This window comes from Undibacterium sp. Di27W, assembly GCF_049340345.1.
In the GTDB taxonomy this organism is placed as follows: domain Bacteria; phylum Pseudomonadota; class Gammaproteobacteria; order Burkholderiales; family Burkholderiaceae_D; genus Undibacterium.
In genome coordinates this window covers 143,783-156,426 of sequence record NZ_JBMPOS010000014.1, presented here as the reverse complement: position 1 = coordinate 156,426, position 12,644 = coordinate 143,783, and the positions used below count along the sequence as shown (strand labels likewise).

Annotated in this window: 15 protein-coding genes; 14 read left to right on the top strand and 1 reads right to left on the bottom strand. The window is 51.4% G+C overall.

Annotation, left to right across the window (positions count from 1 at the left end; all coding sequences use genetic code 11):
* Positions 1-114: 114 nt before the first annotated feature.
* The 6 genes from ACO0LF_RS24895 (at position 115) to ACO0LF_RS24870 (ending at position 3,873) form a co-directional block, all read left to right on the top strand.
* Complete coding sequence (locus ACO0LF_RS24895; RefSeq protein WP_423018949.1) at positions 115-921, top strand: glutaminyl-peptide cyclotransferase; 807 nt, start codon at positions 115-117, stop codon at positions 919-921.
* Between the two features lie 5 nt (positions 922-926).
* The gene (locus tag ACO0LF_RS24890; protein WP_423018947.1) at positions 927-1,439 is read left to right on the top strand and encodes a hypothetical protein; all 513 of its coding nucleotides are present in this window, start codon (positions 927-929) and stop codon (positions 1,437-1,439) included.
* Positions 1,440-1,536: 97 nt separating this feature from the next.
* A complete protein-coding gene (locus ACO0LF_RS24885) occupies positions 1,537-1,968 on the top strand; it encodes a VOC family protein (RefSeq protein WP_423018945.1) in 432 nt (143 codons plus the stop codon).
* Positions 1,969-2,009: 41 nt separating this feature from the next.
* The gene (locus ACO0LF_RS24880; RefSeq protein WP_423018943.1) at positions 2,010-2,354 is read left to right on the top strand and encodes a GFA family protein; all 345 of its coding nucleotides are present in this window, start codon (positions 2,010-2,012) and stop codon (positions 2,352-2,354) included.
* 20 nt (positions 2,355-2,374) lie between these two features.
* A complete protein-coding gene (locus ACO0LF_RS24875) occupies positions 2,375-2,842 on the top strand; it encodes a nuclear transport factor 2 family protein (RefSeq protein WP_423018941.1) in 468 nt (155 codons plus the stop codon).
* 98 nt (positions 2,843-2,940) lie between these two features.
* Entirely contained in the window at positions 2,941-3,873 is a 933-nt protein-coding gene (locus tag ACO0LF_RS24870; protein ID WP_423018939.1) for an RDD family protein, read from the top strand.
* 91 nt (positions 3,874-3,964) lie between these two features.
* Here ACO0LF_RS24870 and ACO0LF_RS24865 read toward each other — a convergent pair whose 3' ends face one another.
* Positions 3,965-5,038: an MBL fold metallo-hydrolase gene (locus ACO0LF_RS24865; RefSeq protein WP_423018937.1), complete on the bottom strand. Its 1,074-nt coding sequence runs from the start codon at positions 5,036-5,038 to the stop codon at positions 3,965-3,967.
* Between the two features lie 167 nt (positions 5,039-5,205).
* Here ACO0LF_RS24865 and ACO0LF_RS24860 point away from each other — a divergent pair, with 167 nt between their 5' ends.
* The 8 genes from ACO0LF_RS24860 (at position 5,206) to ACO0LF_RS24825 (ending at position 12,634) form a co-directional block, all read left to right on the top strand.
* Positions 5,206-5,601, top strand: a complete 396-nt coding sequence (locus ACO0LF_RS24860) for a MerR family transcriptional regulator (RefSeq protein WP_423018935.1) — start codon at positions 5,206-5,208, stop codon at positions 5,599-5,601.
* A 47-nt stretch (positions 5,602-5,648) separates the two neighbouring features.
* Positions 5,649-5,963: a hypothetical protein gene (locus tag ACO0LF_RS24855; protein WP_423018933.1), complete on the top strand. Its 315-nt coding sequence runs from the start codon at positions 5,649-5,651 to the stop codon at positions 5,961-5,963.
* A 120-nt stretch (positions 5,964-6,083) separates the two neighbouring features.
* Positions 6,084-6,554, top strand: coding sequence for a PaaI family thioesterase (locus ACO0LF_RS24850; protein WP_423018931.1), 471 nt, complete (start codon positions 6,084-6,086; stop codon positions 6,552-6,554).
* A gap of 79 nt (positions 6,555-6,633) precedes the next feature.
* Entirely contained in the window at positions 6,634-7,818 is a 1,185-nt protein-coding gene (locus tag ACO0LF_RS24845; RefSeq protein WP_423006613.1) for an isovaleryl-CoA dehydrogenase, read from the top strand.
* A 26-nt stretch (positions 7,819-7,844) separates the two neighbouring features.
* Positions 7,845-8,786 (top strand): pyridoxal-phosphate dependent enzyme, encoded by a 942-nt coding sequence (locus ACO0LF_RS24840; protein ID WP_423018929.1) that lies wholly within the window; start codon positions 7,845-7,847, stop codon positions 8,784-8,786.
* Positions 8,787-8,799: 13 nt separating this feature from the next.
* The gene (gene aceK, locus ACO0LF_RS24835) at positions 8,800-10,581 is read left to right on the top strand and encodes a bifunctional isocitrate dehydrogenase kinase/phosphatase (RefSeq protein WP_423018927.1); all 1,782 of its coding nucleotides are present in this window, start codon (positions 8,800-8,802) and stop codon (positions 10,579-10,581) included.
* 75 nt (positions 10,582-10,656) lie between these two features.
* A complete protein-coding gene (locus tag ACO0LF_RS24830; protein ID WP_423018925.1) occupies positions 10,657-11,838 on the top strand; it encodes an acetyl-CoA C-acetyltransferase in 1,182 nt (393 codons plus the stop codon).
* Between the two features lie 127 nt (positions 11,839-11,965).
* The gene (locus tag ACO0LF_RS24825; protein ID WP_423018923.1) at positions 11,966-12,634 is read left to right on the top strand and encodes an SDR family oxidoreductase; all 669 of its coding nucleotides are present in this window, start codon (positions 11,966-11,968) and stop codon (positions 12,632-12,634) included.
* Positions 12,635-12,644: the final 10 nt, after the last annotated feature.

Here is a 12,644-nt window from a genome sequence, read left to right as displayed (position 1 = left end):
AGTCAGAAAACATCTATTCTTTGCTCCTTTGAGGCTGCCGCTGTCTTTGTCGACAGCATGCGGCAAAATCGAAAGGCAACCGGGTTGGTTGCCTGCTCAGGATGGGATATATGCATGCGTAATTGGAAGTCCACAGTCTGCCAGGCTAGTTTCTTCACGGCTTTTGTCTGCAGTTGTCTGGCATTTGTTCCTGTCAGCAACTCGGTGGCCGCTACGGCGGCGATCCCCACTTATGGCTATGAAGTGGTGCACAGCTATCCGCATGATCCGAATGCCTTTACCCAGGGGCTGTTTTTCAAGGATGGCATCTTGTATGAGAGCACGGGTTTGCAGGGCCGCTCATCGGTACGCAAAGTCAGGCTGGAAACTGGCGAAGTATTGCAAAAAATTGATTTGCCCGGGCAAATTTTTGGTGAAGGCATCACCTGGTGGGGCAAGCGCCTGATAGGCATTACCTGGACCTCGCAAGCGGGTTATGTGCTGGACCTCGACAGTTTTGCCTTTCAAAAAGAATTTCCCTACAAAGGCGAGGGCTGGGGCCTGACGCGCAATGATAAAGAAATCATCATGAGCGAGGGCACCGCCGAGTTGCGTTTTCTCGACCCTGAAACCCTGCGTGAAACCCGTCGCATCAAGGTTACGGCAGATGGCAAGCCTGTCGATCAGTTAAATGAACTCGAATGGGTCAAAGGCGAGATATTATCGAATATCTGGCAAACCGACACCATAGCCCGCATCGACCCCAAGACAGGCAAGGTCACAGGCTGGATCAATTTGAATGGTCTCTTGCCCATGGGCGACCGTATCCTGGCTCACCCTGATGTCCTCAATGGCATTGCCTATGATGCTGCCAAAGACAGGTTGTTTGTGACCGGCAAGTTATGGCCCAAGCTGTTTGAAATTCGTTTGATCAAGCGCTAGGCATCATGCTGAATAAAATTCTGTATTGCCTGCTGTCGGGCTTGTTGCTGAGCACGCTCTCACCGCATAGTCTGGCGTCTGATGCCAGGCTGGAAAACCAGCTCATACTGGCTCTTAAAATCAAAGCTGATGGACAAGACAGACAGGCCGAATCCAGACCTGTGATACGGGCTTACCAGCAAGCAGCGATCATCAGTAAAAAGCCGCAGCGGCGTGCCGACTACATCGATTTTTATCTCTTGCAAAAACCAGCCAGTTTCATGGGGCATCAATTGATTTTGCTGGAAGAAGAATACATGGATGTGTATGTAGGCTGTTGCGCCAGTCCTGGCATCGGCCTGATGTTAAAGACCAATGCTGATACCCGGTCCGTGCAAGATTTTGCCAAAAAAAACGCCTGTACTTTCACCCCGCATGCGGATGTGTTTGACAGGCTCAGGATGTTTGGCATTGATCACAAATTAGCCAGGGGCGATTACGCCATCCTTAGTTGCCGTGAGAGAGACGCGCAGAAATAACCAGTCTGATGCCTGATGCGGGCTTGTAGTTGCTTGCCTTTTTGTATATAAAGTAGGTCTTGCCTGCACTGTCTTCCCCTCTTGAAAGGAAAGCGTCATGTCTGAGCCTTACCGCACCCCGTCCGATATCCATCCCAGCCTGATTTATGATGATGCCCCTGCCGCCATAGACTGGCTGGTCAGGGCGTTTGGTTTTACCTCTCGCTTCGTGGTGCCTGGTGAAGGCAATCGCGTAGAACATTCAGAGCTGAGCCTGGGCACAGGCGTCATCATGGTCGCCTCACCCAAGGCTGAGACGCATCATGTCAGTCCCAAATCTTTAACCGGTATTTCGCAGGCGCTCAGCGTCTATGTGGCTGACCCGGATGCACATCATGAACGCGCCATTGCCGCTGGTGCCAGGCTGGTACGGCCGTTGAAAACCGAGGATTATGGTGCCAGAGGTTATATGGTGCTCGATCCCGAAGGTCATCTCTGGTATTTCGGTAACTACCGGCCAGGTGAATACTGGCAGGACGCGAAAGACTGAACTGAACATCACCATTCACTGAACACTGAGGGAGTTTATTCATGCATAAAGGCAGCTGCCATTGCGGCAAAATCGCATTTGAAGTAGAGGGCGAGATAGATAGCGGCCTCGCCTGTAATTGTTCCATCTGCCAGCGCAAGGGTTCGCTGCTCTGGTTTGTGCCATTCGCAAATTTGCGTTTGCTGACGCCGGAAGACGCAGCCAGTACCTACCTCTTCAATAAGCATGTGATACAGCATAAATTTTGCCCGGCTTGCGGCATGCATCCTTATGCTGAAGGTGTAGACCCCAAAGGCAACAAGGTGGCTGCCATCAATCTGCGCTGCCTGGAAGATATAGATCTCGAAAGCATACCCGTTCATCACTATGATGGCCGCGCTTTATAAAAGTTGATAGAAGGATGGGGATGTTGAAAAAACACCTGGGCAAGGCTTTATTATTGGTTATCTTCAGCCTGGGCTTGTTGTCTGCTCAGGCGGCAGATACCAGGGACGCAAAAAGTGCAGCGCTGGTCAGTCAACTGACGAAACTGTCTGACGATTGGGACATCGCCATCGTCCGCAAGGACAAGGCTGCCATAGAAGCCAATATGGCGGAAGATTTTCGCCAGATAGATGGCGATGGTGATCTTGAAACCAAGACCAGTTTCGTCAATGGACTGATGTCGGACAAACTGGAAATTGATCCCTACAAGGTCGAGGATTTTGAAGTGCGTCTGTACGGCAATGTCGCCTTGCTCAGTGGCCGCACCAGGATGACCGGGCGTTATGAGGGCAAGCCCTTTACATCTCATTACCGCTATATTGATATGTATGTGCAACGTGATGGCAAATGGCAGATAGCCAGTGTTCAAATTACCAGGTTGCGTGAATAAGGCCCTGATTCAGAAGTAGATATTTTGCTTGCAAAATATCTACTTATTCTTTAGCGTTGCGGGCAAATTATTTTGTACTGAAAACGCAAGGGATACAAATGACAGTAGAAAAACCGCAAGCATGGATCGCAGGCTTTTGGCGGCGTTGCCTGGCTTTTTTGATTGATTTCCTGGTACTTGTTGCGGTGGGGTATGTACTCTCACTGTTTTTAAGTGAATTTTTTGCCAGTCTCGGCGGCTGGGGGCGTGCCGTTGGTTTTGTTATTGGCCTCATTTATTTTTCTGTCATGGACAGTCGCCTGTGCGGTGGACAAACCTTGGGTAAAAGGCTCTGCAAAATCAAGGTGGTCACTGCCAGCAATGCCAATATCAGTTTGCCCTTATCAGCACTACGCTATTCTTTTCTGGGCTTGCCCGGCTCTTTGAATGGTGCACAATTCCCGACAGAGTTCTTGATGTCTTTCTGGGCATATCCTGTATCGCTGGTCGTCTTCGGTGGGCTACTCTCCACCGCTTATCTGCTGATATTCAATCGTGGCACGCGTCAGGGTCTGCATGATCTTGTGTCGCATACTTACGTCGTCAACCTGCAGGCTACTCCTGATAATGTACCTCTGGTCTGGACAATCCATAAGATCATTGTTGGCCTGATATTGGTGCTGGCGGCGCTGGCCCCGCTACTTGGCAAGGAGCTCCTCAAAAATAATTTTTTTGCTGGCTTGATAGAAGTTCAGCAAGTTTTATTGAAACAGCCTGGCGTAAATTATGTGGCTGTGTCTGTCGGGCAGAATTTTAATTTTTCTGCAGGGCAGCCAGAGAAAAACTTCACATATATCAATGCAGACATCTTTTTGGTAAAAAACAATATCCATGACAAGGAACTGGCCAGGCATTTGCAGGAGTCATTACTGATGACATTCCCGCAATTTGCAGAAAAAGACCTCATCCAGATCAATCTTGTTTACGGTTATGACATAGGATTAGTCCAGAAGTATAAATTTGAAGGGTATGAGTATCACCCACCAAAATAGAGCCAGATATACAACATGATGTGGTCGCAGCCTGCCAGAGTTTTCTGGCAGGCGAGCTATCTGGCGTAATACAAAAAAATGCTCAGTTTGCTCAGTTTGTCGTGAACCTGATTATCCCATCCTCACCCGTTTCCCTGCGCAAGACACCGTCATACCAGAGCTTGTGCAAGTGAGCCAGCGCTTCGCCTATGGCGAAAGTTAGCTGATGAGAATCCAGCGGGCGGCGGAACATGATGGGGACGATGTCCATCGCTGATTGTGGAATGGCGCAGGCTGTCTTCACTTCTTCCAGTCGCTCGGCATGATGGTCTTGCAATTGCTGTACGCGGGTATGCAAGCCCTTGAAGGGTTTGCCATGTGAAGGCAGGATCAGCACATCTTCTGGTAAGGGCAGGTATTTTTGCAGTGAATCCATATACTGTTGCACAGGATTGGCTTCCGGCTCTATCGCAAACACCGAGACATTGGTAGAGATACGCGGTAACAGCATATCGCCAGAGATCAGGATATTCAGCTCGGCGCAATACAGGGACGCGTGCTCGGGCGAATGACCAAATCCGGTGATGACTTGCCAGTAGCGTTGATTGATAACGACATCCAGGCCCTCTTGCATGCGGTGGTAGGCAGTTGGTACAGTAGGCACCAATCGGGTGTAATGGGCCTTTCTCTCCTGTATCTGTTCCTGCATGCCGCTATCGACCAGGCCATGCTTGCGAAAGTGCGGGAACATGGCCGTGCCATCCGCACCCGGCAGGCTGGCCGACATCATGCGGGCAAAGGCATATTCGCCTGCCGTCATCCACAGTTGCACATTCCAGCGGCTGCACAGCCAGTCAGCCAGGCCTATATGGTCGGGGTGGCAATGGGTGGCGAGGACACGGATGATGGGCAGGCCGCGCAAATGGTTGTTCAGGTCGCCGAACAGAATCTCCCAGGCATCGCGGGTGGCGTCGCTGGCAATGCCACAATCGACTACCGTCCAGCCACGCACCTTGCCCTGGCTGGTTTCCAGCTCATCTTCCAGCAGCCACAGATTGATATGGTTCAGCGCAAACGGCAGGCCCATGCGTATCCACAGCACGCCAGGGACGATCTCCATGGTCTTGGCTGTGTCGGGCAAGGTCTCGCCAAAAGGATAGTGGAGTTGTTGTTCTAGCAAATTCATGGCTGTCTCTGGTTATTGTGGTGGCTATTCTGCTGCCTGTTTTCTCATTATGGATGACTCCAGAAGGACTGGAATAGCCTACAATGCGATTTAAAACTATTTGACGTTAACGTTAACTGTAGATTGTAATCAGAAAATCTTTTCTGTGTTTTTTCACCAGATTGACCATGGCCACCTATACCATTACTGAACTTGCCCGCGAATTTGATATTACCCCGAGGGCGATACGATTCTATGAAGACCAGGGTTTGCTGAGCCCCACGCGTGAAGGGCCGGGCGGCCGTAACCGTGTCTACACGACGCGGGAGCGCACCCATCTGAAGCTGACCTTGCGCGGTAAACGCCTGGGTCTGAGCCTGTCAGATATCAAAAGCCTGGTCGATATGTACCGTTCCCCCAAGGATACCGAAGTGCAATTGCAGAGTTTCCTGGTGGTGTTGGCCAGGCACAGGGCGGCGCTGGAGCAACAGCGTGAAGATATAGAAATCATGCTGGCAGAAATCAGCGCGCATGAAGAAAAGAGCCTGAGCTTGCTAGGGCAGGCCAGTAGCAAGTCGGAGTAATATTCCAGTAGCGCGGGTTTGTGGATCACTTGAAAGGACAGGTAAAAATGCTTAAGTTACTGCTTAATTTACAATTTTTTTCCGTGGGCTTTGTGTTTTATGCTGCCCGTTATCCAGAAAAAATCACAATAAAAAACGCCCTGCGTCTGGTATTGACGGGGGCGTGTTTGCTGTTGCTCACCTTGTTTCTCGGCACGGTTATTTCGAACAAGACACTGGCCCAGACTTTTTTTGAGATCAATAGCGCCAATGATCACCAGATGGGTGTCATTTATGGAGTCAGTGCGCTTTACCTGGCATTTTTATGTGGAGTATGGAATCTGTCACGTCAGTTTTTCAAGCTGCCAGTCAAGAGTAAATGATGTCCATTATTTAATTAGCAAGCTGAAAAACATCAAATGATAGAATTGACGTTTACGTAAACGTCAATTCGACGTATTATTTTTGCCTGAGATGGTTTTTCCTTGGCAATGGGGAGTTTTATGAGCAATCAGGCAAGGCTGCAAAGTACGGCGACACTGGATCACAAACTGGCCCTGAGCTTGCTGGAAAGCTTTAATGCTCAGGGTGCCTTGATGGCCTGGAATGCCCGTTTGACCAGCATCACCCCTGGCGCATGTGAAATCAGTCTGCCTTTCAGTGAGGTAGTCAGCCAGCAGCATGGCTATTTCCATGGCGGCGTGATAGGTACGATAGCTGATGCAGCAGGTGGTTATGCCGCGAATACACAACTGATGCCGGTGAGTGAGTGCTTAACTGTGGAATACAAGATCAATATCGTCGCACCAGGCAAGGGCGATACCCTGATCGCCCGTGGCAAGGTCTTGAAGGCAGGTAAAACCCTGGTGGTATCCAGTGCAGAAGTGTTTGTAGTACATGAAGGCGAGGAAAAACTTTGCGCCATCATGCAACAGACTTTGTTTGTGATACCCAAGGCAGAATCCAAGATGTAGGTAGTACTATGGCTGGCAAGCGTGATCATAAGTCAACATAAGCCAGCGAATTTTAATTTTATAAAAGTGTGAGGACGACATGCTCCATTTACCAGGTTTGACTTTTGATCACGGCGAAGACATCGCCGCTTTGCGCGAAGCCGTGCAGCAATTTGCCCAGGCAGAAATCGCCCCGCGCGCCGCTGAGATAGACCGCAGCGACCAGTTCCCCATGGACTTGTGGCGCAAGATGGGTGATCTCGGCATCCTGGGTGTGACCGTTAGTGAAGAATACGGTGGCGCAAACATGGGCTATCTGGCGCATATCATTGCTATGGAAGAAATTTCCCGTGCTTCTGCTTCTGTCGGCCTGTCCTATGGTGCTCACTCCAACCTGTGCGTGAACCAGATCAAGCGCAATGGTACGGAAGAACAAAAAGCCAAATACCTGCCAAAACTGATTAGCGGTGAACATATAGGCGCACTCGCCATGTCCGAGCCAAATGCCGGTTCCGACGTTGTCAGCATGAAGCTGCGCGCCGACTGGAAGGGTGACCGCTGGGTCTTGAACGGCACCAAGATGTGGATCACCAATGGCCCTGACGCTGACACTTTGGTGGTGTATGCCAAGAACGACCTGGAAGCTGGCCCACGTGGCATGACAGCTTTCCTCATAGAAAAAGGCTTTAAAGGCTTCAGCATTGCGCAAAAGCTCGACAAACTGGGCATGCGCGGCTCGCACACTGGCGAATTGGTATTCCAGGACTGCGAAGTTCCGGCAGAAAACGTGCTCGGTGGCCTGGGCAAGGGCGTTAATGTCCTGATGTCCGGCCTGGACTTTGAACGTACCGTCTTGTCTGGCGGCCCTCTGGGCATCATGCAGGCCTGTATGGATGCCGTGGTTCCTTATGTGCATGACCGCAAGCAATTCGGCCAGCCTATTGGTGAATTCCAATTGATGCAGGGCAAGCTGGCAGATATGTATTCCACCATGATGGCTTGCAAGGCCTATGTCTATGCAGTTGGTCAGGCTTGTGACCGCGCCAAGACACCAGAGGCAGTGCGCGCCCTGCGCAAGGATGCTGCCGGTGCGATTTTGTATTCGGCAGAAAAAGCCACATGGATGGCAGGCGAAGCCATCCAGACCCTGGGTGGCAACGGCTATATCAATGAATACCCGGTTGGCCGTCTGTGGCGTGATGCCAAGCTGTATGAAATCGGCGCCGGCACCAGCGAGATACGCCGCATGCTGATAGGCCGTGAATTGTTTGCAGAAACCAAATAAGCCATTTGCGCTACACTGGTCGACTTATGACTCAACTGCATACTTCTACGCCCCTGCTTGAACACAGGCGTCTATCGGCCAGCCTGTCCAAATCAGTCTGGCTGAAGATGGAAAACACCCAGCCTTCAGGCTCGTTCAAGCTGCGCGGCATAGGTCTGATGTGCCAGCGCGCTGCTGCCAATGGGGCCAGGCACTTTGTCTGCCCCTCTGGTGGCAATGCCGGGTTTGCAGCAGCAGTGGCAGGTGTGGCGCTGGATGTGCAAACCACCATCCTGGTGCCGCAAACCACGCATGAAAGCGTGCGGGCAGCCATACGTGCTATTGGTGCTACTGTCATCGTTGAAGGTAGTGTCTGGGACGAAAGCAATCAGGCCGCCTTGCGTTTGTGCGAGCAGCCGGGTGCTGTATATATTCCACCGTTTGACCATGCCGATATCTGGGATGGTAATGCGACGATGATTGATGAAGTGGCGGGCAAGCTCGATTTTGATGTCGTCATTTGCTCAGTCGGTGGTGGTGGCTTGCTGAGCGGCATAGCCCTTGGGCTGGAACGCAATGGCCTGAGCCATATCCCTATCATCGCCTCAGAGACTGAAGGTGCAGCTTCCCTGCATGCAGCCGTGCAGGCGGGTGAACTGGTGACCCTGCCAGCGATCACCTCGATTGCCAGCACCCTGGGTGCGCGCAAGGTAGCGCAACAGGCCTTGGACTGGACATGCAAGCGTACCGTCCACACTGTGACAGTCAGCGATGCCCAGGCTGTGCAGGCTTGCCTGGCTTTTGCTGACGACATGCTGGCCCTGGTGGAACCGGCTTGCGGTGCAGCTCTGGCAGTTGCTTACCAGAACTTGCCAGTGCTGGCTGAGTATAAAAAACCACTGATCATAGTTTGTGGCGGCATCGCTGTGGATTTGGCTAAACTACAGGCTTGGAAAAACCAGTTCCAGCCCGCAGTTAACACTGACTGAGTGAGCGCCAACCATGCCCCACACCCATTTCCCCAAATTATTGTCTTCGCAAATCGCCTTTGATATAGCCAGGACGATACTTGATGGCTTTGACAAGCATTATCACTTGTTCAGGGCCAGCAGCCAAAGGGCAAAGCAGCAGTTTGAAACTGGTGACTGGAAGGCCGCACAAATCGCCGCACGCGAACGCATAGGGTATTACGATACCCGCGTGCGCGAATGTGTGCAGGCACTGGAAGATGAATACGCAGAAGAAGACCTCAGCGACGAAGTCTGGCGCGAAGTCAAACTGCATTACATGGGCATGCTGATCGATCATCTGCGCCCCGAGCTGGCCGAAACTTTTTTCAATACCGTCTGCACCAAGCTCTTGCACAGGAATTATTATCACAATGATTTCATCTTCGTGCGCCCGGCAACCTCGACTGAATATCTGGAAAGTGAAGACACGCCGCCGAGTTACCGCGTGTATTACCCGGCAACAGATGGCTTGAATTTCACTATCAAGCGCATCGTCACGAATTTCCAGCTGAATGCAAAATTTGAAGACCTGGACCGTGATGTGGCCCTGGTGGAAGCACGCCTGCGTGAAAATTTTGGTCCCGCCAAGCTCGAACCAAATCACCAGATACAGGTATTGGCCAGTCTGTTCTATCGCAATAAATCAGCCTATATCATCGGCAAAGGCATCAATGGCAATAAGGAATATCCCTTTGTCATTCCCGTCATGCATAAGCGCAAGGGGGAACTGGTACTCGACACGGTGATTTTTGACACCATGCTCATCACGGTGCTGTTCTCTTTTACGCGCGCCTATTTCATGGTCGATATGGAAGTGCCATCAGCCTATGTGCAATTCATACGCAGCATCTTGCCCAAGAAGCCGCGCAGTGAAATCTACACCATGATAGGCCTGCAAAAACATGGCAAGAATCTGTTTTACCGCGATTTTTTGCATCACCTCAAATATTCATCTGACCGCATAGAAGCCGCACCCGGCATACGCGGCCTGGTGATGCTGGTGTTTGCGCTGCCGTCTTTTCCGTATGTATTCAAACTCATCAAGGACAGCTTCCCGCCACCCAAGGAAACCACCAAGGCCCTGATCAAGGAAAAATACCTGCTGGTGAAAAACCATGATCGTGTAGGCCGCATGGCAGATACGCTGGAATACTCGGATGTGGCATTTCCACGTTCGCGTTTTTCTGAAGAATTGCTGGCCGAGATCAAACAATATGCACCGTCTCTGCTGGAAGTGAATGAGGATGAAGTCGTCATCAAACACCTGTACATAGAACGCCGCATGACACCGCTGAATATCTGGCTGACCGAAGCCGAGCGCGGTGGTGATATGGCTGCGATGGAACATGGCCTGAAAGAATATGGCAGTGCCATCAAAGACCTGGTGGCAGCGAATATCTTCCCTGGTGACATGTTGTATAAAAACTTCGGTGTCACCCGTCATGGCCGTGTCGTTTTTTATGACTATGATGAAATCGAATACATTACCGACTGCAATTTCCGCAAGATACCTTTGCCGCGCAATGAAGAAGACGAGATGTCTGCCGAGCCCTGGTATCCGATCGCCAGGAATGATGTCTTTCCCGAGCAGTTTGGTACTTTCCTGCTGGGGAACAAGAACGTCAAAGAATATTTTATGAAGCACCACGCTGACTTGCTGACCGCCGAATACTGGCAGGCCCGCAAGAAGCGCATAGTCGATGGCAAGGTGGATGATGTGTTTCCGTATCCGCAGGAAATCCGCTTTTGCAATCAGATCAGTACAACAAGTTAAGGCTGTGCATGTCTCAGGACATGCCTCCCGTCATTAGCCAGGCAGCCAGGTTGCCTATATTAATTGGAGAGTAAGATGAGTGATCCTATCGTAATCGTTGGTGCAGCCCGTACCCCCATGGGTGCTTTTCAGGGCGATTTTTCTTCCCTGACAGCCAGTCAGCTCGGTGCAGTTGCCATCAAGGCCGCCGTTGAACGCGCCGGTGTCAAGCCAGAGCTGGTAGAAGAAGTTTTGTTCGGCAACTGCCTGATGGCAGGCCAGGGCCAGGCTCCTGCACGCCAGGCTTTGCTGGCTGCGGGTTTGCCAGTGTCCACTGGTGCCGTGACCCTGTCCAAAATGTGTGGCTCGGCCATGAAGGCCACCATGATGGCTTTTGATTCCATCAATGCAGGCAGCAATGAAGTCATCGTTTCTGGCGGCATGGAATCCATGACCAATGCTCCTTACCTGATCCCCAAGGCACGTGGCGGCTACCGCATCGGCCACGGCATGATGTATGACCACATGATGCTTGATGGTCTCGAAGATGCCTATGACAAAGGCCGCTCCATGGGCACCTTTGCTGAAGACTGTTCAGCCAAATACAATTTCAGCCGCGAAGAACAGGATGCATTCGCGATTGCCTCCGTCAAGCGTGCGCAAGCCGCAACTGCCGATGGTTCTTTCGCATGGGAAATCGCACCAGTGACCGTATCTGGCCGCAGTGGTGATGTCATCATCGACAAGGATGAAGGCCCGCTGAAAGCCAAGCTCGATAAAATCCCTGCCTTGAAGCCAGCCTTCAAAAAAGACGGCACGATTACCGCTGCCTCTTCTTCTTCCATCAATGACGGCGCTGCGGCACTGGTCTTGATGCGTGAATCCAAAGCCAAAGAACTGGGCCTGACACCAATCGCCAAAATCCTTGGTCACGCCAGCAATGCACAAGAACCAGGCTGGTTTACGACAGCACCGGTGGGTGCCATCCAGAAGCTGTACAAAAAACTGGGCTGGACGACGGATGATGTTGATCTGTTTGAAATCAATGAAGCTTTCGCTACCGTGCCTATGGCAGCCATGAAAGAACTGGGCATCCCGCATGACAAGGTCAATGTGCATGGCGGTGCTTGTGCTTTGGGTCATCCTATCGGCGCATCCGGTGCGCGTATCATCATCACGCTGATGGGGGCCTTGAAGAAGCAGGGTAAAAAACGTGGTGTGGCTGCCTTGTGTATTGGTGGTGGTGAGGGAACAGCCTTGGCTATTGAATTACTGTAATTTTTAAATACGTCATTCCCGCGCAGGCGGGAATCCAGTGGCGTTCAGAGCCGCTGGATCCCTGCCTGCGCAGGGATGACGGTAATTTTCCCCTTCTGCATCAGCAAATATTTGTAACAGGAAAACCATGCCAGTCGCTTTAATCATTGGTGCATCACGCGGTATAGGTCACGAGCTGGCCACGCAATACAAGGCTGCAGGCTGGCGTGTTATTGCCACTGCGCGCAAGGAAGAAGATTTGACAGCTCTGCAATCAGCAGGCTGTGAAGCGCTGCAGCTGGATGTTACCAATTTCAATGATTGTGTCGGTCTGGGTGCGCGGCTGGCTGATGAAAAAATTGATGTGGCAATTCTCAACGCTGGTGTATATGGCCCACGTGTCGAGCAATTGATAGCACCTCAGGAAGCCGAGTTTGATGCAGTCATGCATACCAATGTATTGGCTGCCATGCGCATCCTGCCTCTGGTCTTGCCGCTGGTCGATGCAGCAAACGGCAGGCTGGCGGTAATTTCTTCATTGCTGGGCTCGATGAGCTTGCGCAACAGCTCACATGGATGGTTATATCGCGCCAGTAAAGCTGCCTTGAACTCTGTCCTCAAAGACATTTCCTTGCAGGCATCCGACAGTATTTGTATCGCCTTTCACCCAGGCTGGGTGCAGACTGAAATGGGTGGCAGTGAAGCACCTTTGACTGTGACTGAAAGCGTGCGCGGCATGCGCCAGACCCTGGCAGATTTAAGTGCCAGAGACAACGGCCAATTTTTTAATTACGATGGCACCAGCCTGAGCTGGTAAATCGTTCAAA